This window comes from Gardnerella sp. c10Ua_244 (assembly GCF_055818055.1).
The window spans coordinates 100,820-127,073 of the sequence record NZ_JARFVS010000002.1; the positions used below are offsets into that span (position 1 = coordinate 100,820).

22 protein-coding genes and 1 riboswitch are annotated in these 26,254 nt (G+C 41.0%); of the genes, 5 read left to right on the forward strand and 17 right to left on the reverse strand.

Annotated elements, in window-relative coordinates:
- Positions 1-8 precede the first annotated feature (8 nt).
- The gene (locus tag P0108_RS03615) at positions 9-2,225 is read left to right on the forward strand and encodes a beta-carotene 15,15'-monooxygenase (RefSeq protein ID WP_116773721.1); all 2,217 of its coding nucleotides are present in this window, start codon (positions 9-11) and stop codon (positions 2,223-2,225) included.
- A gap of 19 nt (positions 2,226-2,244) precedes the next feature.
- Here the strand turns inward: P0108_RS03615 and P0108_RS03620 are convergent, their stop codons facing one another.
- From P0108_RS03620 to P0108_RS03630, 3 genes are all read right to left on the reverse strand, one after another.
- Complete coding sequence (locus tag P0108_RS03620; RefSeq protein ID WP_473730755.1) at positions 2,245-3,432, reverse strand: pyridoxal phosphate-dependent aminotransferase; 1,188 nt, start codon at positions 3,430-3,432, stop codon at positions 2,245-2,247.
- Between the two features lie 93 nt (positions 3,433-3,525).
- Complete coding sequence (gene ppgK, locus P0108_RS03625; RefSeq protein ID WP_004108876.1) at positions 3,526-4,299, reverse strand: polyphosphate--glucose phosphotransferase; 774 nt, start codon at positions 4,297-4,299, stop codon at positions 3,526-3,528.
- 93 nt (positions 4,300-4,392) lie between these two features.
- Positions 4,393-5,427 (reverse strand): glycosyltransferase family 2 protein, encoded by a 1,035-nt coding sequence (locus tag P0108_RS03630; RefSeq protein WP_064621409.1) that lies wholly within the window; start codon positions 5,425-5,427, stop codon positions 4,393-4,395.
- 72 nt (positions 5,428-5,499) lie between these two features.
- A riboswitch (FMN riboswitch) is annotated at positions 5,500-5,646 on the forward strand.
- A gap of 6 nt (positions 5,647-5,652) precedes the next feature.
- Between P0108_RS03630 and P0108_RS03635 the strand changes: the two genes are divergently transcribed.
- From P0108_RS03635 to P0108_RS03645, 3 genes are all read left to right on the forward strand, one after another.
- Positions 5,653-6,222, forward strand: coding sequence for an ECF transporter S component (locus tag P0108_RS03635; protein WP_004108872.1), 570 nt, complete (start codon positions 5,653-5,655; stop codon positions 6,220-6,222).
- A 20-nt stretch (positions 6,223-6,242) separates the two neighbouring features.
- Positions 6,243-8,582 (forward strand): energy-coupling factor transporter ATPase, encoded by a 2,340-nt coding sequence (locus P0108_RS03640; protein WP_473730756.1) that lies wholly within the window; start codon positions 6,243-6,245, stop codon positions 8,580-8,582.
- Positions 8,583-8,772: 190 nt separating this feature from the next.
- Entirely contained in the window at positions 8,773-9,078 is a 306-nt protein-coding gene (locus tag P0108_RS03645) for a YhbY family RNA-binding protein (RefSeq protein ID WP_004108863.1), read from the forward strand.
- A 13-nt stretch (positions 9,079-9,091) separates the two neighbouring features.
- On the opposite strand, the gene P0108_RS03650 is transcribed toward P0108_RS03645, so the two are convergent.
- The 4 genes from P0108_RS03650 to P0108_RS03665 form a co-directional block, all read right to left on the reverse strand.
- On the reverse strand, positions 9,092-10,480 hold the full coding sequence (locus P0108_RS03650; protein WP_064621407.1) for a replication-associated recombination protein A: 1,389 nt from the start codon (positions 10,478-10,480) through the stop codon (positions 9,092-9,094).
- An 87-nt stretch (positions 10,481-10,567) separates the two neighbouring features.
- Positions 10,568-13,096, reverse strand: a complete 2,529-nt coding sequence (locus tag P0108_RS03655) for a DEAD/DEAH box helicase (RefSeq protein WP_064621406.1) — start codon at positions 13,094-13,096, stop codon at positions 10,568-10,570.
- 50 nt (positions 13,097-13,146) lie between these two features.
- Positions 13,147-15,351, reverse strand: coding sequence for a bifunctional cytidylate kinase/GTPase Der (gene der, locus P0108_RS03660; protein WP_064621405.1), 2,205 nt, complete (start codon positions 15,349-15,351; stop codon positions 13,147-13,149).
- Positions 15,348-16,121, reverse strand: coding sequence for a pseudouridine synthase (locus P0108_RS03665; protein ID WP_064621404.1), 774 nt, complete (start codon positions 16,119-16,121; stop codon positions 15,348-15,350). Before P0108_RS03665 ends, der begins: the two co-directional genes overlap by 4 nt.
- 247 nt (positions 16,122-16,368) lie before the next feature.
- Here P0108_RS03665 and P0108_RS03670 point away from each other — a divergent pair, with 247 nt between their 5' ends.
- The gene (locus P0108_RS03670; protein WP_004108851.1) at positions 16,369-17,340 is read left to right on the forward strand and encodes an MIP/aquaporin family protein; all 972 of its coding nucleotides are present in this window, start codon (positions 16,369-16,371) and stop codon (positions 17,338-17,340) included.
- 8 nt (positions 17,341-17,348) lie between these two features.
- Here the strand turns inward: P0108_RS03670 and P0108_RS03675 are convergent, their stop codons facing one another.
- From P0108_RS03675 to P0108_RS03720, 10 genes are all read right to left on the reverse strand, one after another.
- Positions 17,349-17,666, reverse strand: a complete 318-nt coding sequence (locus tag P0108_RS03675; protein WP_012914210.1) for a hypothetical protein — start codon at positions 17,664-17,666, stop codon at positions 17,349-17,351.
- Positions 17,667-17,807: 141 nt separating this feature from the next.
- On the reverse strand, positions 17,808-19,478 hold the full coding sequence (gene purH / locus P0108_RS03680) for a bifunctional phosphoribosylaminoimidazolecarboxamide formyltransferase/IMP cyclohydrolase (RefSeq protein ID WP_012914211.1): 1,671 nt from the start codon (positions 19,476-19,478) through the stop codon (positions 17,808-17,810).
- A 33-nt stretch (positions 19,479-19,511) separates the two neighbouring features.
- The gene (locus P0108_RS03685; RefSeq protein WP_012914212.1) at positions 19,512-20,885 is read right to left on the reverse strand and encodes a cell division protein PerM; all 1,374 of its coding nucleotides are present in this window, start codon (positions 20,883-20,885) and stop codon (positions 19,512-19,514) included.
- Between the two features lie 89 nt (positions 20,886-20,974).
- Complete coding sequence (locus P0108_RS03690; protein ID WP_012914213.1) at positions 20,975-21,556, reverse strand: adenine phosphoribosyltransferase; 582 nt, start codon at positions 21,554-21,556, stop codon at positions 20,975-20,977.
- Between the two features lie 140 nt (positions 21,557-21,696).
- Entirely contained in the window at positions 21,697-22,098 is a 402-nt protein-coding gene (yajC, locus tag P0108_RS03695) for a preprotein translocase subunit YajC (RefSeq protein WP_064621375.1), read from the reverse strand.
- A 59-nt stretch (positions 22,099-22,157) separates the two neighbouring features.
- Positions 22,158-23,162: a Holliday junction branch migration DNA helicase RuvB gene (gene ruvB / locus P0108_RS03700; protein ID WP_217431467.1), complete on the reverse strand. Its 1,005-nt coding sequence runs from the start codon at positions 23,160-23,162 to the stop codon at positions 22,158-22,160.
- A 94-nt stretch (positions 23,163-23,256) separates the two neighbouring features.
- On the reverse strand, positions 23,257-23,886 hold the full coding sequence (ruvA, locus tag P0108_RS03705; protein ID WP_064621376.1) for a Holliday junction branch migration protein RuvA: 630 nt from the start codon (positions 23,884-23,886) through the stop codon (positions 23,257-23,259).
- Between the two features lie 87 nt (positions 23,887-23,973).
- Positions 23,974-24,555, reverse strand: a complete 582-nt coding sequence (ruvC, locus tag P0108_RS03710) for a crossover junction endodeoxyribonuclease RuvC (protein WP_012914216.1) — start codon at positions 24,553-24,555, stop codon at positions 23,974-23,976.
- 6 nt (positions 24,556-24,561) lie between these two features.
- Positions 24,562-25,320 (reverse strand): YebC/PmpR family DNA-binding transcriptional regulator, encoded by a 759-nt coding sequence (locus tag P0108_RS03715; RefSeq protein ID WP_004106544.1) that lies wholly within the window; start codon positions 25,318-25,320, stop codon positions 24,562-24,564.
- A gap of 62 nt (positions 25,321-25,382) precedes the next feature.
- Positions 25,383-26,039, reverse strand: a complete 657-nt coding sequence (locus tag P0108_RS03720) for a CDP-alcohol phosphatidyltransferase family protein (protein WP_064621377.1) — start codon at positions 26,037-26,039, stop codon at positions 25,383-25,385.
- Positions 26,040-26,254: the final 215 nt, after the last annotated feature.

A 26,254-nucleotide genomic window follows, 5' to 3' on the forward strand; every position in this document is an offset into this window, starting at 1 on the left:
GTTAAGCAGTGATTTCAACATACGCGTCTAAGACTTTGCCAAATACGACGAATAGTGCCAACAGCCGTATAAGCAATCAAATTGACAATCATTGCATAAAACGTGCGCTACATTTTTTGCGAATACCATTCATCGTAATAATTCTTATAACCTTATTTGAATGTTCTATTGGAAATCTGCCATTTTGGAGCAGTGTTACAGGAAGCACAGATAGCATTTCTGCGCACAACGATATAGGTTCTGGAATTAGACGCTTAGATTCTGGCGGCATTCTTATAACGGATCCTTCAGAAGCATATTTAGAAGTAACATCCGACGGAAGTTCGCCTTATATTCGCTTAGAGCCTGCGATTATTAAAAAGAAGGGCAAAAATAATAATCTTATTTCAAACATCAATGTTTTAGTTGAAGCAAACAAATACTTAAGCAAACCTCAAAGCACAAACACTGCTTCTTTAGACCCATCTTTGCTTAAACTTCCAAAACAAGCAGTAGGAAAATCTTGCATTGTAAGAGTGTGGCTGCAACATCCAATAGGATCAATATTAAATATTGAAGACTCAAGAGCAAACGTTCGAGTGCCTTTTAGGTGGTCATGGGGTCGCGTATTAATACTTGCTATTTTTGCATTTCTTGTTACGCTTTGGAATCCTTGGTCCAAGCTTTGGAAAATTAAACTCAACACTCATAGTCTTATTCAACGTTGCTGCTTTGCTGCTTCTCTTCTTCCATTTATTGCTGTTGGTTTAATAACTATTTTTTGGAATTTACGAAACGCAACTCCTATGCATTTTTACACAAACGGTAATTATGCATATGATTTTGATCAATATGCCCACACTGCAGACGCATTGTTAAAAGGTCAAGTGCATTTAAATCTTCCTGTTCCTAATGAGTTAGAACACTTGCAAAATCCTTACGATCCTACGGCTAGAAATAATTTGTTAAACCACTCAGTACAGCATATGTATTGGGATTACGCATACTACAAAGGTCACTGGTACTCCTACTTTGGAGTTCTTCCAGCAATATTGCTATTTTTGCCTTATCGCATTATTTCAAGACTATGGACTCCTGAAGGCTCTATGCTTCCAACAACAGTAGCTACGATAATATTCTTAATTGGTTTTCTTATCGCAGGCTCCCTACTGGTTATTCGAATTATTGAGCAGACTTCAAAAAAAGTATCTTTAGGAACGACATCTATTGTTCTTGCTTTATTCTTCATTACTTCAAATACAGTGTATTTGTGGTTTAGAACGTCATTTTATTCCGTACCTATGGCAGCGTCACTATTCTTCACATCTCTTGGATTGTGGTGCTACCTAGGTTTTAATAAAACACACTCTTTGCTAAATATTGTTTTAGGTTCTTTCTTTATTGCATTAAATTTAGGATGCAGACCTACTTTTTCTATAGCTGTTCTTTTTGCACTTCCTGCAATTTATTCACACATAGAAAAAGATTTACCAAATATTTTGCGCAACTGGAAACAAGTTTCTTCATGGTATAAGCCTTTTAAATATTTTGCAGCTTGGATACTACCATGCATAATTACTGCAATTCCATTTGGTATTTATAATCTTTTGCGCTTTGGCTCACCGTTAAATTTTGGCAATGAGTATCAAATAACTATTACTGACATGACGACTATGCGCTTGCCGTCACAAAATATTTTGCCGTCTATTTTTAGCTATATTGCGCTACCTTTGCGTTTTATTCCAACTTTTCCTTGGATTGGTATTCAGCCTATCGCATTTGACCGTTGGCAATATGCAGAGCCTATGATTGGCGGAATGCTTACACTTTCACCATTAGCATTGGTTGGCATAGTATGCGTATTTATTATGAAAAAACACTGCCGTACGCATATTGCTTGGCGCACAAGCGTAATAGCTATAATAGTTGGGCTTGTTCTTATTGTTTTTGACAGTTTAAAAGCTGGTATCGGATGGAGATATATTGCTGATTTTGCATGGGCTTTTGCCATAGCTGCCGCAATTGGAATTAGCTTGCTTTTAGAGTATGCGTCCACCTTGCAATCAGAAAATTCTTTACATAAAAAAACTATTGCTTACACAATACGCTTACTTGTAGCAGTATTGCTATTTGCATCTATTGCTATCGCTGTACTCAGTTGGTTTGTTACAGGACGTGAAGACAGCACGCTTCGTTTTAATCCAAACTTATGGTTCGCGTTTAGAAGTTGGATGACACTGTTTTAAATAATTATTTATATAATTACTATTCTTCTAACAATGCATCTACAGTTCGAAGAAGCGCATGTAATCCGCTAATAAACTGTTGCGGCTCTGGCAATAATGACAATGCTAAATACCCATTAACTGGCATATCGAAATAATATCCAGGTTGAGAAACTAGATTATAATCTTTCATCAATCTCAAAGCTAATACATCATCGTCAATGCAAGATGGTACACGCAATAAAATATTCCATCCGCCTTCTGCACGCAACGCGCTAACACAGCATTTAGGCGTGGATACCAACGTTTCTCGAAGCGCATGCAGATTATTAATAACACGATTTCGTACAATAGCGCTTTGAGAAGATGCATATTGCAATAATTCTGGTATTCGCTCAGAAACAGTATTACCAATAGGCAAAAAATCATCCGCTATAACGTCAAGCCTCTTTTGTGCTTCATAAACATCATCTTTAGGACCTGAAACTTCAATCCAACCAACTTTTGCGTGAGGAGCAGCAAGCATTTTGGAGAATCCATCAAGCGCAAAAACTAAAGTAGAAGATTCTCCAGCAAAACGAGCATTGCCAGCAAAAGATTCAAGCGAATATTCATAAAATACTTCGTCTGCAATAATCGCAACACCATTATCACGACATAATTGCAATAGTATTTCACGTTCTTCAGGCTTAACATATGAGCCTGAAGGATTATTTGGATTAATAAGCACAAGAGCTTTAATACGCAAAGACGCATCTTCTAAAAGTTCTCTAACACGCGCAATATCAATAGTCCAAGAACCATCATAGTGCAAAGGATACGGTATTGCATTCACGCATTGCAAGCGTGCAATAGACTCTATAAGAGGATATCCAGGAGTTGGTCCCATAACGGCATCCCCTGCATCGCATAAAAGCATCATAAGCCATGCGTAAGCTTGAGAAGTTGAAGAAAGCACATAAAGCTGATCTGGATTAAGCTTTGGTGGAACAGACTTTTCAGTGCGGTTATCTCGCTTATTGATGAAGTTTGAAAGAATATCGCGAATTTCCTTAGGACCTCTAGGGTCTGCTGTGTAACGTCCGCTTAAACATTGAGGAGCTAAGCCGTGAGACGTTGGATTGGAATCGTTTAATTTAGTAAGCTTTACGCCATTAAAAATAGCTTTTCGCTGAGCTAAAATAATAGGATTTGGCTCACTCACATCTACTCTAGAAGAAAATCGCACGAAACTACCCTAACACTTGGCATAACAAAAGCTGGGCTGCAGCATAAACTGCTCACCCAGCTCAATAGATAACAAATAATATTTAGTTATTTTTTAGTTTTGCTGCATTTTTTGCATTGCATAGTAAGCTGCACCAATAATTCCAGCCTCATTATGCAATGTTGCAACAACAATAGGAGTTTTAATATCGATATGCGGCAAGAACTTTTCGCTTACGCGGCTAACACCACCACCGACAACAAACAAATCTGGGTTGAAATACTTTTCCATCAAGCCGTAGTACTTAGTCAAACGCTTAGCCCACTTCTTATAGCCCATATCCAACTTTTCACGAACAGAAGAAGCAGCGTACTTTTCAGCATCGCCCTTACCTTTTTCAAGCTGAATATGACCAAGCTCAGTGTTTGGAATAAGCACACCGTTGTAAATCAAAGCCGTGCCAATACCAGTGCCCAGAGTAGTAGCAATAACCAAGCCATCCTTGTCTTTTGCTGCACCAAAACGCTGCTCAGCTAAACCAGCAGCATCGGCATCGTTAACTACTGTTACAGGACGACCACAAGCCTCGCTAAAGACTTCAGTAACATCAACACCAATCCAAGACTGGTCAAGATTTGCCATAAAATCAAGCTTCTTACCAGGCTTAATTGGAGCAGGGAACGCAATTCCAACAGGAACATCTGCAGGTACTTCAAAATGTTCAAGCTGCTGACGAACAATATCTGCAACTGCTTGAGGCGTAGAAACCGCAGGAGTGAGAATTTTGTATCGAGGTTCTGCGAACTCTCCCTTTTCCAAATTTACTGGAGCAGCCTTAATACCGGATCCACCAATATCGACGCCAAATGCTTGTGCAGTGTCAATCATTTCACTAACACTCCCCTCTGAATGTGTGCTGTATGGACAATTACCAGTATTCTATCGTATATCTGATACGACACGCTTACTGTTTACTAACTTCTACTTCAACGAAGGCATAGGTTTCCAGTCTTGATCGTGCAAAATTTTTCGAGAATCAATCCAACCGGTAAACAATTTACCAATACCCGAAATAATATGCTCACGATCGACAGCAATCAAACGAATAATCTCTTTAGCAGCTGTTAAAGCAGTTCCAAGCGCAAACATAAACGGACGAAAATCGCCATGAACCATAAAGTAGCGAGCCATAAAGCCTCTATTTCGCATAATATGATAACGATTCATGTCCGATGTTGAATTTAGCTGACGCACTCCTGCAATATCCCAATTAGGAATATCACGAGTGCGACGAAGAATAATATCCGGAACAACAATAGGGTTCGTAACCTTACTCGCAAGATACCCGTAAGTAGTATCATCCCAGTAAATAAAGTAGCGCGAATCCGGGAAGCCGATTTTTTCAACTATATCTCGACGAATCAAGCCGCCCTCAAAACACATCGTATTCATAACTTTGTATCCAGCTCTGCCGAAAGCAGCAGGAGCAATAGGATTTGGAATACCAAGCGGAACCAAAAAATCATACTGCCAGTAGAAATTACCGCCGTCGTAATCTAAACGACTTCCTTGAACAACAGCGTGACGCTTAGTCCAAGGAGCAAGACGCTCAATAGATTCAGGCACTGTTTCAACATCGTCATCCATAACCCAGAACCACTTAGCTCCAAGTTCATAAGCTTTTTTAACACCAGCACTAAAACCGCCAGCACCACCAAGATTTTCATCTTGCGGAGCATACACAACATGAAGTTCATTGCCTTCACAATCTTTTTGAGCTTTACCCCAACGATTAGTTAAAGAAGCTTCAAGACGAGCAACCATTTCGCCGGTTGTGTCACTGCACTCATTGTCAACAACGACAATACGCCAAGGGCATTCTTTTAAACATTCAAACGAATGGAATAAATTCTCCAAAAGCTCTTGACGCTTATAAGTGACAACAACAATAGCTAATTTATCAATGCTAGTTGCGTTATTAGTACTAATTTTTTTTGATGCACTCGTATTGCTCATACTTGTATTCTCGCACCTACCCTCGCCACACAATTATCACAACAATGTTCTTAGCATGAGATACAAAAGAATAGTTAGTTTCAGGGAAGGTGAAAATCCTTACTGGCGGTAACAAAATACGTGTTTCATGCGTTTTTGAAGCCCGCGAGCGGCTTACGAGCTGCTGATTCGGTTAAATTCCGAAGCCAACGGTTACAGTCCGGATGAAAGAAACGGAGAGCCATCATGGGCATTTCTAATACAAATAATCACCAAACTTATGCAAAGAATTCTAACTGGTCTAGTGAAAAAATAGCAAAATACGCTCTATTCGTGGCACTTTCAATGGCTGTAAGTTTCATAGAATTTCCACTTATTCCAGACCTCAGCTATCTTAAATACGATCCTTCTGGAATCGTGTGTCTCGTAGCAGGATTCGCGTATGGTCCTGCAGCTGCAGCAATCGTAAGCATACTCGGCTTTGCACCACACTTATTTACCAATCCACTCGGCACAGTTATGGCAGTGCTAGTATCTTTAGGAGCTAGCGTTACAGCAGCAATCGTATACAAAAAAATGCATACCAAAAAAGGCGCAATCATTGCACTTTTGGCAGGCTCGATTGTTGCTATTGCTCTTGCAATAGGTGGAAATCTTGTTATTACTCCTCTTTACGCTCACATAACTGTTTCGCAGGTTGCGGCTCTTATTCTTCCAGCATTACTGCCATTTAATATTATTAAACTTGCTTTGCACGTAGTAGTAACTATGCTTATTTACAAACCAATTTCTAACCTGCTACACGAAAATAAATAATTATCCCAAACGGAATAGTTATGCATAATATCAGCACAAGTAATAGCATAAACGAAGCTAAGAAGCACATGATTGAAAACAATTCGCAAGTAGTGTTGCGAAATATTTGCTTTAGCTACGATGATGGAAAAACTTGGACGCTTAATAATTTAAGTCTTACAATTAATCCTGGCGAACGCGTGGCAATTGTGGGATTAAACGGTTCTGGTAAATCAACCTTAGCAAAAATTATTGCAGGTTTAACAGCTCCAGATAGCGGTTATGTTACATTGTGCGGCGAAAAAGTTTTTGAAAATACTACTGCTTGTGCTGAATCATATAAAAATGCACGAAAATATATTGGTGCACTTTTCCAAAGTCCTGAAGACCAGATTATTACCACAATTACTGAAGAAGATGTTGCTTTTGGACTAGAAAATTTGCAATTCCCTCAAAAAGCAATGTATAAGCGTATCAGTGAAGCTTTAAAAACTGTTCACATGGAAGATAAGCGTTACGCTGACCCTAGCACTATGAGCGGCGGACAGCAGCAACGAGTAGCTTTAGCAAGTGCTATTGCTATGAATTCTAAACTGCTTGTTCTTGACGAACCTACTTCTATGCTCGACTCGTTCGCACGTAAAGACGTTGATGCTTTATTTGATAATTTGCACAAAAATGGCACTACTATTGTTCAAATTACACATAATTTTGAGGAATGCAAACGCGCAAATCGCATACTTTTACTAGAAAATGGTAACCTGAAAGAAATAAGCTTTAATGGTTTAAAAACTTACTTTTCTAATATTGAATTAGCAAATAATCATGTAACTAAAATTAGCGACAACAAGAACTTAACAGATAGCAGATTCAAAGAAAATAAGTCAGATCTCGCTGTGGAAATTTCCGGACTAACTGTTAAATATGATAAAACTTCTCCAGCTGTTATTGACGATTATTCACTCACTGTTAAAAGTGGCGAAACAGTTGCAATAATGGGCGAAAACGGCTGCGGTAAATCAACTCTTGCTAAAACAATGTGTGGATTGTTAAAAGCCAATTCAGGAAATATAACAGTACATGGCATATCTGTTAGAGGTAAAACTTCTAGAATAATACGACAAAAACTACATCAAACAATTGGCTACGTTATGCAACTGCCAGAACAACAGCTTTTTGCTGATACAGTACGGAACGATGTCGCTTATGGGCCAAAAAATTTTGGGCTGAAAGGCAATGCTCTCAAAGAACGTGTGGATGAAACCCTACGCTTATTGAACCTTGAGAATTTGGCTGAAAAATCACCTTTTGCGCTTTCTGGAGGTCAGCAGCGTCTTGTTGCAATAGCTGGCGTTTTAGCTTGCAAGCCACGCGTACTCGTACTGGATGAGCCAACAGCTGGATTAGATTTTGAAGCTTCGTTGCGTATTCGAAAAATTCTTGGAATGCTACATAATCAAGGTGTAACCATAATACTTATTACGCATAATCTTCAAGAAGCAGAAGATTTAGGCGCAAGATTAGTAACATTAAAAGCAAACAACAAAGCAAGCAACACAGCAAAAAATACTGAAAATAACAAAAACAAAGAAAGTTCCACAAAAGCAAAAACAACTTCGCTACTTCAATCTTTTGACCCACGCGCGACGCTGCTATCATGCTTTATTCTTATGCTAAGTGCTTTTAGTATTACTAACTACATACAGTTAGCTATTCTTGCTTTTGTAACATTTACTCTAACTGTTGCCGCAAAAATACCATTTATTAAGCTTATTTCTTCACTGCACATGATTATTGCAATATTTGTTTTCTCTGGATTACTTAACATTCTGGCAGTGCGAACCGGCACAGTGCTAGCAAATATTGCAACTATTCCTATTACAACTGACGGAATTAATTACGCAATACTTTTTGCAACACGATTTTCGCTTGTTATTATCATTGGAGCAGTTCTAGTACTAACAATGAGTCAAACAACGCTTAACGAATCTTGCACACGATTACTATCACCACTTCGACATATTGGAATACCAACGCAAGAAATAGCACTTATTATGAGCCTAGCACTACGGTTCTTGCCAACACTTAGTGTAGAGGCGCACTCTGTGGCACTAGCGCAAATCGCTCGAGGAAGTAGCATTCGAGATGGTTCTTTTAAACAACGAGTACACGCCATAACAGCTTTAATTGTGCCAGGTTTTGCAGGAGTAATTCGCCATGCTGACATTCTTGCGCTCGCATTAGATGCACGCTGTTACACGCCTGGAGCTGAAAGAACTCACTTGCACTCATGGAAAATGCGTATAAAAGATGTACTGCTATTAGTAGTTACTCTTGGTGTTGTAAGCGCGATTATTGTGTGCAAAATGCTACCTTTGTAATAAAAAATTTTGAAAATATTTCACCTTTTGCAGCAAGCGCAATAAATACGGAATAACTACGGAATAAATGCGCAATAAATAAATTTGTATTATCACATGCAACAATTCGCAATATACTGTATAATCCGTTAAGCACTATGTAATTTATGTAATATTTGCGTTATAAAACTTGCATTTGAAAGGACGCCTTATGGCATTGACAAAGAAGCAGATTAAGCAGCTTCGCGCGCTCGCTAATACGCTTAGCCCACTTTTATACGTTGGCAAGAACGATATTACTGATGCAGCTGTGAAGCAAGCAGACGAAACCATGCAGTACCACGAGCTCATGAAGTGTGCTGTGCAAGATGGTTCCGGATTAAGCGCCAAAGAAGCTGCTGATGCACTTGCTCAAAAGCTCGGTGCCGAAGTCGTGCAAGTAATCGGCAATCGTTTTGTTTTGTTCCGCGTATCCCCATTAGACAGCGTTGAACACATTATGCTTGTGCGTGAATAAATGAATAAAACATTTACGAATTAGTTTTATTATTCTTATTTTCAGAATTGTGAAGAATGGCACGGATTTGAGATAAGCGTTGAGTAAGCTCATGCTCGTAGCCACGATTCGACGGCTGATAGTATTCGCGACCAACTAGCTCATCTGGCATATACTGTTGCGATGCCACAGCACCCGGATAATCGTGAGCATACTTGTACCCGTCATGGTTTCCCCAACTTTTCATCAAAGCAGTCGGGGCATTGCGTAAATGAAGAGGCACTTGACCAATATTTCCAGCATCAACGTCTTGCAAAGCCTTATTAATAGCGTTATAGCTTGCGTTTGATTTAGGAGCAGTTGCTACAGCAATCACAGCTTCAGAAAGAATAATGCGCGCTTCCGGCATTCCGATTAAAGCAACAGCTTGAGCTGCAGCAACAGTTACTTGCAAAATTTGCGGAGCTGCCATACCAACTTCTTCTGCAGCAGCAATCATAATTCGCCTGGCAATGAAACGCGGGTCTTCCCCAGCTCTAAGCATTCGCGCTAAGTAATGCAAAGAAGCGTCAACATCACTTCCACGCATCGATTTAATAAAAGCAGAAATCACATCGTAATGATCGTCGCCATCTTTGTCGTAGCGAACTGTGGTAGTGTCCATTACATTAGACACAATATCTGAAGTAATAACAGGTTTCTTTTTGCCGTGTTGCAGCGCTAAATCTCCTGTTATTGCTCCTGCTGCAGCTTCTAAAATAGTAAGAGTTTTACGAGCGTCTCCCCCGCTTAAACGAATAATTGAATCTATTGCGTCTTCGTCGATTTTAAGCTGATTGTTCAGCCCATTTTCGCTAGTTACTGCTCGTTCTATAAGAGTATGCAAATCTTCAACACTAAGAGAGTCAAGTTTAACAACAACAGACCTACTTAAAAGCGGCTTAATGATCGAAAAACTTGGGTTTTCTGTGGTTGCTCCAATAAAAGTTACGTCGCGATTTTCTACGCTTGGGAGCAGAGCATCTTGCTGAGATTTAGAAAAACGATGAACTTCGTCAATAAACAGAACTGTTTCTTGGCCTTTGCTAACCAAACGCTCGTGCGCGCGGTCAAGCACAGCACGAACATCTTTAACACCAGAAGTTACAGCAGAAAGCTCTTCAAACACGCGACCAGACTGGCGAGCAACAATATACGCTAAAGTAGTTTTTCCAACTCCCGGAGGACCAAAGAGCACAACAGAACTTGGAGCAGTAAGAGAGCCTTTCGACTGAGGATTTGCAAGCCTACGCAAAGGCGAACCTTCTTTTAGAGCATGCGACTGCCCTAGCACGTCTTCAATACTACTCGGGCGCATACGCACTGCCAACGGACGAGTTACATTACTCGGCGCGCTACTTGCTGCAAATAAATCCTGCTCCATAAATACCAGCTTACACTACATATAGAACAAACGTTCGATTGCATTCTGCGTTCTGTGTTTTGCATTCCGTTAGCACATTTTTAAAAATCACACGTGCGAAACTTGGTAATCAAAGAACACAACTTCACCTTCGTCTTGAGTTGTATCTAAATCGACAACGCCAGTAATAGCCCAATTATGATCCCCGTCTGGATCGTCAATAATCTGCCGAACTTTCCACGAATGTTCACTCTTCTCAAGTGAATCATCCAAAATAAACAAGTCGCCACTTCGAGCCTTGGCATCGATACCAACATACTCGTGCTCTTCGTAGTAATCGTCAAGAACATCATTCCACTCGTGAACTCCGTAACCCCAAGCCTTGTCAAGCTCTCCTAAAGTATCCGCATCTTCCAAATCCATAAGTTGCACACGACGGAACATTGCGTTTCGAATCAACACAATAAGTCCACGACGATCTTCAACTACAGACTCAGAAGTTCCAGGCGCAGCCGTAGTTACAGCGCTAGCTTCAGCATCCGATCCTCCAGCACTCTCCCACTCGTCAACAAGACTAGAATCAATAGAGCGCACAACAAGACGAAGCCACGAAATAATATCGCGCAATTCTTCGTTAAGCATGTCTTCTGGCACAGTGCGAGCAAGCGAACGGTAAGCATCCGAAAGGTAACGAAGAAGCGTTCCCTCACTTCTAGCAATACCATAACGAGAAATATAGCCAGTAAAATCGGAAGCAGTTTCAACCATGTCTCGAAGTACAGATTTAGGCTTAATCCAGTAGTCGTTTGCCCACGGCACGTCCTTGCGATATTGCGCAAAAACAGGAGCTAGCAAATCCTCAAGAGGCTTAGGATAGCTAACTTCAGCTAAGCGTTCCATGCGCTCCTCGTAATCAATGCCATCGTCTTTCATTCCAGCCATTGCAGCATCGCGAGCCTTACGCTCCTGCGCGCGAAGAACAGGCTTAGGGTCATCCAGAGTTGCTTCAACCATAGAAATTACGTCAAGTGCATAGCTTTCAGATTCTGGGTCAAGAAGTTCCAAAGCGGCAAGCAAGAACGGAGAAAGCGGCTGATCTAGAGCAAAACCCTCTGGCATAGCAACATCAAGATCATAATCACAAGAACCGCCCTCGCGCTTTTTACATTCAATAACTTGAGTATCGAGCAGAGTTTGGAAAATATCGTTGCAACGTTCAAGAAGTTTTTCTTTATCTTGCGGCTTTTGAGCACTATCTTCAATAAGTTTTTCAACGCGCGCTCTAGCATCTCCACCTTGCGTAACTTCGTTCAAAATCATTGAGTGAGTTACAACCATGTGCGGATTCAAAGTTTCTGGAGCACTTTCAATAAGCTTAGTAAATGTTGGCTCGCCCCAAACAACAAAGCCTTCTGGAGCCTTCTTACGCTTAACTTTTTTAAGCTTTTTAGGATCGTTACCAGCTTTTGCAATAGCTCGCGCGTTTTCAATCTCAAACTCTGGAGCCTCTGCAACTACTAAGCCTTCGGTATCGAACCCCATTCTGCCTGCACGACCTGCAATTTGATGAAACTCGCGAGCGCGAAGCTTTCTACTACGATTCCCATCAAATTTTGTAAGAGCTGTAAGCACAACCGAGTGAATCGGCACATTAATGCCAACGCCGAGAGTGTCTGTGCCGCAAATAACTGGTAGCAGTCCTTGCTGAGCCAGCTGCTCGACGAGCCTGCGGTAGCGAGGAAGCATGCCAGCATGATGCACTCCAACGCCGGTTCTAAGTATTCTTTGCAAAATTTTGCCGAAACCTGTAGTAAATTTAGTACCTTTAATGGCTTGAGCAATTTTGTCTCGCTGCTCTTTGCTTGAAACTCCCGTACTTGCGAGCGCTTGCGCTGTTTCAAGAGCCGCGTCTTGCGAAAAATGAACTACGTAAATTGGCGTTAAACCCTTGTTAAATAAGAGTTCTACAGTTGTTGCAAGCGGTTTATCTGTGTACTCGTATTCGAGCGGGATTGGTCTTGGAGCGTCTGCAATAATATCTACGTTTCTTTTTGTTGATTTTTCTAAGCGTTCCGCAATATCCGTTACGTCTCCAAGAGTTGCACTCATAAGTAAGAATTGCGTATTTGGAAGTGTAAGCAGCGGAACTTGCCAAGCCCATCCACGCTCTGGATCACCATAGTAGTGGAATTCGTCCATTGCAACGCAATCAACTTCAGCATTTACGCCTTCACGTAAAGCTTGATTTGCTAAGATTTCCGCCGTGCAGCAGATTATTGGAGCATCCGCATTAATATGCGAGTCGCCTGTAATCATACCAACGTTGTCACGCCCAAAAATAGCTACTAAATCGAAGAATTTTTCGGATACGAGAGCTTTAATTGGCGCAGTATAGTAGGAGCGTCTGCCGGTGGCGAGTGCTGTGAAATGCATGCCGAGTGCTACTAGAGATTTTCCAGAACCTGTTGGAGTGTTTAAAATAACGTGGTCTCCTGCAAGCAAATCCATGATGGATTCTTCTTGATGCGGCCACAAATCTACATGTTTGTTATCTTTAACCCAATCAACAAATACTTGAAAAATCTCATCTTCGCTAGCATGATGCAAATCGAAAGCTAACTCGCTCAAACCAGCCATATACGCTCCTACTTTACTTAACCCTAACTTACTTGTGACTTAATCGCGCTTTATTTGCGCTTCTTCTTATCTCGTACTTTTACGGAGATTTGAATAGGAGTTCCCTCGAATCCAAATTCTTCTCGAAGTGATCGCTCAATAAAGCGACGGTATCCGTGCTCTAAGAAGCCGGTTGTGAATATTACGAAACGCGGAGGACGCGTAGAAGCTTGCGTAGCAAATAAAATTCGCGCTTGCTTTCCACCTCGCAAAGGATGCGGATGAGCAGACTGAATACGACCTAAGAAAGCGTTGAGCTTGCCTGTAGGAATACGCTTATCCCAGCTGTCTAAAGCTGTTCGCATAGCGCGCGCAAGACGATTCGTATGCCATCCTGTCTTTGCAGAAAGATTTACGCGCTCAGCCCAAGTTACGCGCTCAAACTCAGTTTTCCATAAGCGTTCCATGCGCTGTCTGGAAAATTCGTCCATCAAATCCCACTTGTTAAACACAAGTACGATTGCGCGACCTGCATCCACAGCCTGGCTCATAACTTTCAAATCCTGCTCTGCAATAGGCTGGGAAGAATCGAAAAGAATCAAAGCAAGTTCCGAGCGTTCAATCGCAGCTTGCGTACGAAGTGAAGAATAGTATTCAGCACCCGTAAGCTTGTGCTGCCTGCGCTTAATACCAGCAGTGTCAATAAACAGCCAATCCTCGCCGTCAACTCGCACAACCTCATCAACAGGGTCACGAGTAGTTCCAGCCAAATCGTTTACAACAGATCGCTCTTCATGAGCTAAATGATTCAAAAGCGAAGACTTACCAACGTTTGGACGACCTACTAAAGCAACTCTGCGAAGTCCTTCTGGAGTTAAGAATCCTGAAGTTTTATTCGCTTTCTTCAAAGAATTGAGAGCTGCATCAAGCAAATCTCCAACGCCTCTGCCGTGCATTGCAGAAATTCCGTAAGGCTCACCCATTCCGAGCTTCCAAAACTCTGCAGTCAAATACTCGCTTCTAGCATCGTCAACCTTGTTAACTGCCAGAGTAATAGGCTTACCTGCAGCGCGAAGCATTGAAACAATACGCTCGTCTGTAGCTGTTAAACCAACTTGACCATCTACTAGGAAAATCACAGCATCGCTTAAACGCACTGCTACTTGCGCTTGTTGAGCAATAGAAGAATCAATGCCTTCAACATCTGCTTCCCAGCCGCCAGTGTCAACCAGCTTAAAGTTAGTTCCAGCCCACTCAGCGTCGTAGCTTACGCGATCTCTCGTAACACCTGGAGTATCTTCTACAACAGCTACACGATGACCCAAAATACGATTGACAAGCGTTGATTTTCCAACGTTTGGTCGACCTATAATGGCGATTACTCCAACAGCTTTAGAGTCTTTTGCATCGTCTTGACTTACTTCGTCGCCTCGAAGAAGCGCACGGTCTTCATCGTCAAGATCGTAGCCTTCAAGATTAGCAGCATAGCGGTCGTACTCATCTTGCTCGATAGCAGCGTCAACCATTTCAACAAGAGCATCGAGAGTCTGCTCAAAAGTCAAATCAGAATTATCTAGCGTTGTAACACCGTCTGCTGCTTGAAGAAAATGCGTAACTTTAGCATCTTTAGCGTCACGAGCGTGAATATCGTCTTCTTCAGATTCATTATTTTTAGATTCATTATTTTGCAAATTTTCTTGCGCAATATTCTGCTTGTTTCTGCGAGCTTGACGCACTTCTTCGCGTGCAGTAAGAAGCACTCGAACTTGAGCATTAGGAGCAACAACAGTAGTAATATCGCGTCCTTCTGCAACTATTCCCTCTCCGCCTGAGAAAGAATCTTCATCTGACTCTGAAGCAATATACGCACGCTGAGCAGCAATAAGCATACGGCGAACTGCAGGAATCGAAGATACAGTAGACACATGCGAAGAAACTTCGCTGGAACGCAATTCTTCGCTAATATCCTCACCTTCAACAGTCACTACAGGATTCTTAGGATCAACACTAAAGTCAGCGTCACTTTCAGTAAATAAGGCTCCAACAGCTTCAATGATTTGATTAAAACGTTCAGTATCCGCTGGATTTACAGGATTTCCTTCTTCATCCAATTCAAGCTTCGTGCTTAAGTCAATACCTTGTTTCAAGCACCACCAAGCAGCAGCTCTATACATTGCACCCGTATCTAAATACGCAAAACCGTAGTATTGTGCTAAAGCACGAGAAGTAGAAGACTTACCTACTCCTGCTGGTCCATCAATTGCTACACAAATCACAGGCCAACCTCCTTAGAAAGCGAACGCACTTCTGTTTGAGAAAGCACGCGATACGATCCAGCTTTTAAGTCACCCAATTTAATAGGGCCAATTTGCGTACGAACAAGACGCTTTACAGGGTATCCTACGGCTCCAAAAATCCTGCGAACAATACGATTTTTGCCAGAATGCAACACAACTTTTACCATGGTTGTGTCGTGATTCTGGTCGATTATTGCGCAGCGGTCGAGCTTAATCCAACCATCTTCAAGATTCACGCCTTGCGAAACCAAGCGGCGGCAAACCATACCGTTGATTTTGCCTTCAACAGTTGCAATATAAGTTTTCTCAACCTCATACTTTGGGTGCATTACGTGCTGGCTTAGCTCGCCATCGTTGGTCATTAAAATAAGACCTTCAGAATCGTAATCCAAGCGTCCCATGTGGAAAATTCGCTCGTACTTGTCTCCAACAATATCTCTTAAAGTAAAGCGACCTTTTGGATCGTCCATTGCGCTAAGAACTCGCTTAGGCTTATGCAATGCGAGCGTTACTAGCTTTGTGTTGAACTTTACGCGAGATCCATCAACGCGCACTTTTTGACGTTTTGGATCTACTCGAGTACCAAGTGTTGTAACCAATTCGTCGTCTACTTCAACACGCCCGTCAAGAATAATCTCTTCACACTTGCGTCTTGAACCAAATCCAGCTTCAGCAAGCAGCTTCTGCAGTCGAATGGCGTTCTTGTCATCTGAATGCGCCTGATTGGCGCGGGAATATGCGTTTGGCATCGTTCTCCCAACGTGACCTAAAGAATTACATACATACTTGCGCCAGAATTTACTTAAGAATACGCAATATAAGCAATTCATTACTCATTAACTTACTAAATTTATGTGGCAATTTATTAAATTTGCAATAAATCAAAAAACACCACATCTTCCTATGTTACCGTATGGCATAGCCGTGATAATATAGCCTAGGTTTCATTGTGTTGCAATCATTAACAAAGCGGCACAACTAAAATTAAGGAAAGTTATGATTAAAACTACAGATACACCGTGCAGCACAACTAAAACTGCTGCGCCACTTATTGTTCGTATTGGTACTGAATTTATTGCTACAGCTTTAGCGATGTTCGTTGTTTACACTTTTTATTCTCTTACTACCGTAATGTACGGAATCAACGTTTTAATGATTGCTGCCGGCACTGGTATCGCTTATGCTGCAGCGACATATATTGCATCTAAAGTTTCTGGAGGCCACCTTAACCCTGCAGTAACAGTTGCTTCGATGCTTACTGGACGCACTTCATACACTGCAGGATTATGCTACATTGTTGCCCAAGTTCTTGGTGCTATTGCAGCTGCAGGATTGTTCATTCTTATTATTCCTCAGCAGAATTCAAGCATTAATCCATCACAAGTTGGCCAAGGCTCAGGTTTTGACAAAAAGTATTGGTTTGTTTCAATAGTAAACGGATTCGAAAAGGCATCTCTTTCTGCACGTCAACTAAAAGAAATAAACTTGTCTTTCGGAATAGTATCTGCGTTATTAGTTGAAGTTATTGCTGTTATTTTGATTGTTGCCACTGCATTGCGCAGCACAGACCATGAAGGTAATACTAAATGCGGTTATGCAACACACATCGGTATTGCATACGCAGCTGGCGCTTTCATTACATATCAAATTACAGGAGCTGGTTTGAATCCTGCTCGTTCTACCGGCATTGCATTATTCGCAAACTCTCATGATTTGGAAGTTAAACCACTAAGTCAATTGTGGGTATTCTGGATTGCTCCAATTTTTGCTGCAGCGCTTGTTAGCCTAGTTTTGCTATTAACAAAGCTTCTTTCAAACTCAGCACAAAAACCTGCTGTATCAAATGAAACAAATCCTGCACCAATACAAAACTTTGCAGACACAAAAGCAGATGCTCCTGTAGCACCAGATATGAGCTATGAATACGTTCAAAACGTATCTGACAATAACGTTGCGAACAATCTTTAAGAATAAAATTATAGCAAAAATATAATTGAAGCGTATGTTATAAGCAAACCTATGCCGAGCGTAATACTGATGAAAGAATCAAAGCCAACTGAGCGAACTTTCCAAGGGCTACGCTGACGCATAATTAAGCGCATAACTCCTAGAAGTACAGCCGTCACAGAAATAACAACTGTGGCGGCTTTTACATATCCTATAAATGCCAATAATGCGCAAAGTCCAATAATAATTGCTACAATCCATTCAGCATAAGGTTTACCCTCACGTTTTTCCGACACGTACGGATGTTCCGTTTTAGTGCTTCTAGTCTGATGCTCACTATCTGTCATACTTGTATCATACCTGCTCCGCGATAAGAAAACATGAGTTGTTTTAGGTACCAACACAAAGATGCAGCGCTTGAAGTACACAAACGCTGCATCCATAATATTGATTAATTTATTTGTCTATGAATCTTAGCTAAAGCAATTTTAGTGGAAGAAGTGACGAGTACCGGTAGTGTACATCGTTACACCAGCTTTGCGCGCAGCTTCGAACACTTCTTCGTCGCGAATAGAGCCACCAGGCTGCACGATTGCGCGAACGCCAGCTTCAATCAAAATTTGCGGACCGTCAGCGAATGGGAAGAAAGCATCCGAAGCCGCAACAGCTCCACGAGCACGTTCAGCACCATCAGCCAAAGTATTCGCACGTTCAACAGCCAAATGGCACGAATCCACGCGATTAACCTGCCCCATACCAATGCCAACAGTAGCATTATCATGCGCAAGTAGGATTGCGTTAGACTTTACACAACGAAGCGAACGCCAGGCAAATTGCAAATCGCGCAAAGTACCAGCATCAGCAGGATCTCCAGAAACAAGCGTCCAGTTTTCAGGATTATCACCAACTGCATCAATCTTATCTGCAGACTGAACTAAAGCACCGCCGTCAATAGGATGAACTTGCAAACCTAAAACTGGCGGAGTTGCAACCTTCAAAATGCGGAGGTTCTTTTTTTTAGTGCGAAGCAATTCCAAAGCTTCAGGCTCATAGTCTGGAGCCACAATAACCTCTGTGAAAATTGGACGCACACTTTCTGCCATTTCTAAAGTGACTGTAGTATTTGAAGCAATCACACCACCGTAAGCACTTACAGGATCGCAAGCGTGAGCTTTCTTGTGAGCTTCAGCTGCATTAGCTCCAATAGCTAAACCGCATGGATTATTATGCTTGCAAACAGCAACTGCAATTTGTGGAGCAAAATCCCAAACCGCACGCCAAGCAGCATCCGCATCCACATAATTGTTGTAGCTCATAGGTTTTCCGCCAAGAAGCTCAGCTTGAGCTAAACCGCCCTTATGCAGAGGATCTAAATACAATCCTGCTTGCTGATGAGGGTTCTCGCCATATCGAAGCGTATGCTCTAAGCTCCAAGTGCGCGTGTAGTTTGCAGGAAGCTTCACAGATTCAGCATTTTTACTATCTTCTTCATCATTTGTGTTCAAACTTTCAGGCTTCTGCCATGCTTTACTTGTCCACTCAGATATAGAAGCATCGTAAGCTGCTGTATGAGCAAATGCTTTACCAGCCAAATATTCGCGCTCTTGCAAATTAAAGCCTTCACCTGAAACGATTCTATTAGCTAAAAGCTGGTAATCTGCAGGATCTGTAATAACGACAACAGACTTATGATTCTTTGCTGCAGCACGAATCATAGAAGGTCCACCAATATCAATTTTCTCAATAATTGCGTCACTATCAGCACCGCTCATTACAGTGTCTACGAACGGATACAAATTAACTACTACAGCATCAAACGGCTTTATGTTTAGCTTTTCAAGTTGCTTTACATGATCAGCATTACTCATATCTGCAAGAATTCCAGCGTGAATATGCGGATCTAAAGTCTTCACTCTTCCATCAAGACTTTCTGGGAAACCAGTAATGTCAGAAACTTCAGTAACATGAACGCCAAGTTCCGCCAATTTAGCAGCAGTAGAGCCGGTTGAAACTACTTCAGTATCAGCCTTTCTAAATGCTTCAGCTAATATTTCAAGTCCTTCTTTATGAAAAACTGAAACAAGAACTCTACGAATTTGCTTTTCACCTGTGGTTATCAGCACATTTGCGTTTGATTCTTTGCTCTGTGTCTGTTGCACGGCGGCCTTCCTTCCCAAAATAGTAGTGAGGAATTATTTTCTTTTAGCCTTCGATGAAACCGTCCTAGGAGCGGCTTTTTTCAAAGGCAAAGGTTGATTATTTTTATTACTAGCCTTATTTTCGATTAATTCTGCAAATTTTACAGGTTTATTCGACTTACTAGCAGCAATAAGATTTAAGCAATATCTCGCACCACAAATAAGTAGAATACTAAAAATTGAAATAACCAATGCTACAGCAGAAGCGTATAGAGTAAGATGACCAACAGCTCTAGTACTTTCAATAATGTCAACTCCAATATAAGAAAGTCGACATTCCCCTAATGAACCATTTGCTATTGAAAAAACAACAGTCCACATAATTGTAATTAAAGCGGATACGCCAACACTATCAGTTGCAGCTTCTATAGCGTTCAACATAAAAGACTCACGCTCAGTTTTATCAATAATATTTTTTAGGCGCAAGCCACAGCCGCTTTTATGCAATAAAGCTACAAACATTACAATAAAGCATAAAGTTGGAACTATAGAGTAAAAAACAGTGCGATGCACAACGTCAATAACAGCATCAGGAAATATTCCAAAAACCGGAATAGGCGGCAAAGATTTACGTTGAGAAACTGTTAAAGTAAATTGTGCAACAGATCCAATATTAAATCCAGATCCACAAATCCAAGATAATGCCCAAATAGCAACATTAGGCAACCAAACTAAGCAAGCAATAGTTGTAAGAATACGCGAACCATTTTGCATGCCTAGTTTATTGAAATATGAATTAACATAACCAAAATTTGTACAAGCCCAAACCACAACAGTTATTAACGCAACAAACGCATATAAACCGAACAAAATTACCGCAGTTCGCTTAGTAATACGAATATTTTTTTGAATATACTCAGGACATATTTGCTTATAACGCTGCTTAGCAGATACAAACAGCGAGCTTCTTGGGAAAACCGCTATAAGTAACGAAATTAAATAAACACAAGAAGATTTACAAGCAACAATAAAAGTAGAATCAAGTAAAGTAACATGCGTATTTTGAGAAAGTATCGCATTAATAGCAGCCCAGACTACAAGCCCAGTAAAATATGCTATATTCCCACCTTTAATACGACGAATTAAGCATACAAGCGTTGAAATAAGTAGAAAAGTAAGGCCTAAAGGAATAATCGTAAGAATGCAATTTCCAAAAGTAAGACCCACGCCTTGAGCAAACATAAACACAGCCCAAGTCATAGACATTGCAGATTCAGAAAGATTACCTGTTCCTTCTTCGATAGAAACCACAAGAAGTGTGAGAGATAAGAAAAGACCTATCGTAAGAGAAAAAATAAAAATAACAATAACAGGAGTTATTACACCTTTAGACATGTTTATTAAGGATGACTTAAGCTTTTCAACCATGCCTTTTCCTTTCAATTCTTTTAGGTGCAAAACCAATATATTGTTTTAAATAGGATATTACTTTAATAATAAGCGATAATAATAAACTTTTAAGCTGGCATAGTAATTAAACTACTGCAAGGATAATCGCATAACTCACTCATTCCACTAATACCAGTAAGTTCAATAACAAAACTAAAACCTGCAACTATTCCTTGAGCGCGCTTGACAATATTTGCAGCAGCTTTTGCAGTGCCTCCAGTTGCAATAAGATCGTCAACAATAAGCACACGTTGACCTGGCTTAATAGCGTCGCTTTCAATTTCAATACTTGCCTGACCATACTCAAGCATGTATGACTCAGTAATAACTGGAGGAGGTAGCTTACCAGCTTTACGAATAGCAAGAAAACCTTTGCCTAACCGAGATGCCAACAATGGTCCAAAAAGAAAACCTCGAGCTTCAAGCCCAGCAATCAAATCAATTGAATCAGCTGGCACAGGCAAGGCATCAATTAAAGAATCAATAAGAATTCGCGAAGAGCGCGCATTTGAAAATATAGGAAGAAAATCACGGAATATAATACTAGGATTGGGGAATCCTGGAACGGTACGAATCAAAGAAGCAAGATAAGCGGCATCATCGTTGCTTACTGTTTTCAACGTTTTCACTGTAATATCCGTTGCTGTCATAATCCTAACGTTCTTTTCTTCACAAGACTTGTTATTGGAATATGGAAAGAATGTCACATATTCGCGTGATGCGTGAGACATGTGCTGACTCACACATCACGACTTAAGTATTAAATTATAAATTTATGAGATAAAAGTTATTACTTTTCAGATTCTGCAGATTCTGATACTGGCTCGTTATCTTCGCTTACAGATTTATTTGCATCATCTTGCTTAGCTTCTTCAGCTTGTGCAGCTTCTTCTGCTTCTTCATCGCTAATAAACGCTGGACGCACATACAATCTGTTCACAGCGCGGAAAGATACTCGCATCAAACTACCTTCTGAATCGATAACAATCTCTTCATATTGAGTATCTACGCTTACAATCTTGCCGATAATGCCGCCGATTGTAATAATTTCAGTACCTGGTTCCAAAGATTCATGGAAGGAACGCATTTCAGCTTGACGCTTCTTAGCATTGCGAGTCTGGAACATCATCATGCAAACCATTGCTACAACGAGAATAATAAGCATGCCATACTGCTGGAAAAATTGAGGCAAAGTAAACTCCTTAAGTATCCAACCCTAAGACGGTCGAAATGCCGTCCAAGTTAATTATTTTAAGCTAGCTCACTGACATTACTAGGCTCTTTAAAGCCCAAATGTTTCCAAGCTTTACTAGTTGCAACACGACCTTTAGGAGTGCGAATTAAGAATCCTTCACGCACTAAATATGGTTCACATACTGTTTCAACAGTTTCAGCTTCTTCACCAACCATTGCAGCTAGATTATTAAGACCAACCGGTCCACCGTTAAACTGACAAACCATAGCCTTCAAAACTGCAATATCAAGTCGATCAAGACCTTGTGTATCAATCTGGTATAAAGCTAACGCTTCAACAACAGCTTCATGATTTACTTCTGACAAATCATGCACAATAGCCCAATCTCTGACACGTCTCAACAAGCGATTCGCTATACGAGGAGTGCCACGAGAGCGTAACGATAGCTCTTTAGCAGCTTGATCTATAAGGCGAATTCCTAAGACTTTAGCAGATCGCTCAATAAGTTTTTCAAGCTCTTCGTGAGGATAAAAATCAAGGTGAGCAGTAAAACCAAAACGAGCGCGCAATGGAGAAGGCAACATTCCTTCCCTAGTGGTAGCTCCAACTACAGTAAAACGAGGAAGAGTTAGCGGTATTGATGAGGCACCAGGACCTTTACCGACCATAACGTCAACGCGAAAATCTTCCATAGCAATATAAAGCAACTCTTCTGCAGCACGAGGCAAACGATGGATTTCGTCAATAAACAACACCTCACCTGCGTCAAGCGCACTTAGTATAGAAGCTAAATCTCCAGCATGCTGGATGGCAGGACCTGAAGTAATTCGAATAGGAACTTGCAATTCATTAGCAACAATCATTGCTAATGTAGTTTTTCCCAATCCAGGAGGGCCAGCCAATAACATATGGTCAGGCGCAACATCACGCTTTTTAGCAGCATCTAAAAACAGTTGCAATTGCGCTTTTAAAACTGGTTGACCAATAAAACCTTCTAATGCGCGAGGACGAAGTTCCTCATCACTGAGTTGCTCATTTCCTAAAGGCGTTGAAGAAACCATGCGTAAGGATTCTTCAGCAACACCAGTATTTAGCGCAGAAGTATACTCTTCACTCACTTCAACTCCCCCAATACTAGATTCTTTACAAACATGATTACCTACCCCTATCAAGTGAAGCTAATGCCATTCGTAAAACATTAGGCAAATCTGCATCAGATATAGGAGTAGAAATATTATTATCTGCACAAACTTGCTCAACTGCTCTTTGAGCGTCAACTTGTCTCCAACCCAATGAAACAAGACCCTCTATTACGCATTGCACGCTAGAATCAACAATCTGCTTATTAGATTGAGTAGAATCATTAGAACTATCTGCCAGTATTGAAGAATCAAGAGAACCCTTCAATTCCAAAATAATCTTCTGCGCACCCTTTTTCCCTAAACCAGGAGCAGAAGAAAGAGAAGTTACATCTCCCTCAGAAATAGCTTGTAAAAGACGATCAACATTCAAAGTTGAAAGCATAGAAAGAGCAACTTTAGGACCAATTCCACTAACTTTTTGCACTTGCAAAAACATTCGTTTAGCAGCTTGAGTTGTAAAACCATAAAGAGTTAAAGCATCTTGCGAAACTTGAAGCGACGTATAAACGCGAGCTTCCTGGCCTTCATGCAAAGAAGACAAATCTTGAGAAGGCATATAAGTCTCATAGCCAACTCCAGAAACAACAATAAGAGCAGAACGAGCATCAATTGACGCAACTTGTCCAACAAGCATTCCAATCATAAACTCACTCCCACTTAACAAAAACTCATAGCTTAAAGCACATAAAGTCAAATACAATTATAATAGAACATCTGTTCTATTAATATCCTACATGCCTCGAACGACAGAAGAAGATTTACGCGCCTGAGCTTGAGCTAAAGCCCACTGTTTCTGCGCAGCAGTTAGATGCTGCTCGCGCTCGCCACCTTGTAAAGCACCAGAAGGACGAAGAGCATGACAAATAGCTTGAGCTAAAGCGTCGGCAGCATCAGCAGGAGTAGGCAAAACATTAAGTCCAAGTAGTCGCGCGACCATGCGCTCTACTTGAGGTTTTTGAGCTTTTCCGTTTCCAGCTACAGCAAGTTTAACTTCAGTAGGAGTGTGTAAAGCAACAGGAATATTGCGCTGAGCTGCAGCAAGCATTGCAATACCTGCAACCTGTGCAGTGCCAAGAACAGTATTTCGATTTTCTTGCGCAAAAACACGTTCAATAGACACAGTATCAGGCGAAAAACGCTCAATTTTTTCAACTAATCCATTATAAATCTTTAAAAGTCGCAAATCTTGCGAAAGATCAGGCTCAGACCTCAACACATCGACGTGAATAAAAGAAAGCCGACGCGAGACGCCGGCTTCAATCACGCCGACCCCGCAGCGAGTAAGCCCGGGGTCAACGCCCAAAATCATCATAGGAGACTATTCATCTTCCTCAAGCTGAGCCATAACTTCATCTGAAGCGGTCCAGTTGCTGTAAATATTCTGAACATCGTCCAAGTCATCGAGATTATCGATTAAGCGAGAAACCTTTTGAGCATCTTCGAAGCTCAATTCAACCTCATTATTTGGATGCATAATGATATCTGCAGAATCATAGTCGAAACCAGCTTCCTGCAAAGCCTTACGCACAGTTACCAAATCACTGGAATTGGTGTAAACAGAATAAACATCGCCATCATCAGCAACATCTTCAGCTCCAGCTTCAGCTGCAACTTCGAAAAGCTTATCGTAGTCAACACCTTCGGATGGAACTTCAATCAAACCTTTACGTTCGAAGTTGAAGCTCACGGAACCGCTTGTTGCCAAAGAACCGTTGCCCTTAGTAAGAGTTGAACGCACATCAGCAGCAGCACGATTACGGTTATCAGTAAGGCATTCAATAATCAATCCAACACCTGCAGGAGCGTAACCTTCGTAAACAATCTCTTCATAGTTTGCGCCGCCAGCTTCTTCACCAGAACCACGCTTTACAGCGCGCTTGATGTTGTCAGCAGGCATGGAAGCCTTTTTAGCTTTAACGATGGCATCGTACAGCGTAGGGTTACCATCAGGATCGCCACCACCCAAACGTGCAGCAATTTCAATGTTCTTAATAAGCTTGGCAAAAAGCTTGCCACGCTTTGCGTCGATAGCGGCCTTCTTGTGTTTTGTAGTCGCCCACTTGGAATGACCTGACATGATACTCCTAAAACGTACAGTTAATCAAACGAAACGATTTTATTGCGCTTTCGCGACAAATTTTATTTATCTTTTATATCAAGCCCATGCTTTACTTCAAAAATACGCTGGAAAACTGTAATAATACCGCCAATAGCAAGCAGAATCATAGCAAAACTTAACCAAAAAAGTTGATTTGTAAGACCAACAAGCCCCATAGCAACAAGAATCACAGCAACTCTATCTGCACGAGTTATTAAACCTTTTTTAGAATCTACATTTATTGACTGACCGCGAGCGCGAGTGTATGAAGTTACGAAAGCTGCCATAAGAGCAACCAAACAGCTTAATAATCCTACACACTTTATTGCATTGCCATTCAAAGTTGAAATCCAAGTGCACATATCTTTTTCGTGAGCTTCATACAAACAAATGCATACAGAGGAAAATAATGACCAGTCTGCAATGCGATCGAGAGTTGAGTCAAGAAATGCACCAAATTTTGTGCCGCCTGTTGTCAAAGCAGCAACAGAACCATCTAAACTGTCCGCAAGCACAAAAATAGTTAAAAATATAGTGCCAACAACAAACTGTTTAGTAAAAGCAGTAACAAAAGCAATAATAACTACAGCTATTGTTCCGACAATTGTTACACAGTTAGCACTTATGCCTAATCGGACTAGCAATTTTGCAATTGGAGAAATAGTGCGCTTAAACCCGCTGCGTAATGATTCCAACATTGAATGCAACCTTCCTAGCGTAATCAAGCAAATAAAACTTGGGTTCAATAAACAATCTCATATTAGTCAATCGGCTGTAATACACACAAAAGCCCACACAACGTTAAGAAGTGTGGACTTTTGCTTATTTCGTTTATTTATTGCAATTTAGTTTTCAAGCGAAACTGTGCTGCTTAAGTAACGTTATTTAAATTACATAACTTAAATAGCTTATG

Coding starts and splice junctions, on each gene's coding strand:
- ppgK (WP_004108876.1), bottom strand. CDS start 4,299: ATGATTGACACTGCACAAGCATTTGGCGTCGATATTGGTGGATCCGGT.
- P0108_RS03630 (WP_064621409.1), bottom strand. CDS start 5,427: ATGAGCAATACGAGTGCATCAAAAAAAATTAGTACTAATAACGCAACT.
- P0108_RS03635 (WP_004108872.1), top strand. CDS start 5,653: ATGGGCATTTCTAATACAAATAATCACCAAACTTATGCAAAGAATTCT.
- P0108_RS03640 (WP_473730756.1), top strand. CDS start 6,243: ATGCATAATATCAGCACAAGTAATAGCATAAACGAAGCTAAGAAGCAC.
- P0108_RS03645 (WP_004108863.1), top strand. CDS start 8,773: ATGGCATTGACAAAGAAGCAGATTAAGCAGCTTCGCGCGCTCGCTAAT.
- P0108_RS03650 (WP_064621407.1), bottom strand. CDS start 10,480: ATGGAGCAGGATTTATTTGCAGCAAGTAGCGCGCCGAGTAATGTAACT.
- P0108_RS03655 (WP_064621406.1), bottom strand. CDS start 13,096: ATGGCTGGTTTGAGCGAGTTAGCTTTCGATTTGCATCATGCTAGCGAA.
- P0108_RS03665 (WP_064621404.1), bottom strand. CDS start 16,121: ATGCCAAACGCATATTCCCGCGCCAATCAGGCGCATTCAGATGACAAG.
- P0108_RS03670 (WP_004108851.1), top strand. CDS start 16,369: ATGATTAAAACTACAGATACACCGTGCAGCACAACTAAAACTGCTGCG.
- P0108_RS03675 (WP_012914210.1), bottom strand. CDS start 17,666: ATGACAGATAGTGAGCATCAGACTAGAAGCACTAAAACGGAACATCCG.
- P0108_RS03685 (WP_012914212.1), bottom strand. CDS start 20,885: ATGGTTGAAAAGCTTAAGTCATCCTTAATAAACATGTCTAAAGGTGTA.
- P0108_RS03690 (WP_012914213.1), bottom strand. CDS start 21,556: ATGACAGCAACGGATATTACAGTGAAAACGTTGAAAACAGTAAGCAAC.
- ruvB (WP_217431467.1), bottom strand. CDS start 23,162: ATGGTTTCTTCAACGCCTTTAGGAAATGAGCAACTCAGTGATGAGGAA.
- ruvA (WP_064621376.1), bottom strand. CDS start 23,886: ATGATTGGAATGCTTGTTGGACAAGTTGCGTCAATTGATGCTCGTTCT.
- ruvC (WP_012914216.1), bottom strand. CDS start 24,555: ATGATGATTTTGGGCGTTGACCCCGGGCTTACTCGCTGCGGGGTCGGC.
- P0108_RS03715 (WP_004106544.1), bottom strand. CDS start 25,320: ATGTCAGGTCATTCCAAGTGGGCGACTACAAAACACAAGAAGGCCGCT.
- P0108_RS03720 (WP_064621377.1), bottom strand. CDS start 26,039: ATGTTGGAATCATTACGCAGCGGGTTTAAGCGCACTATTTCTCCAATT.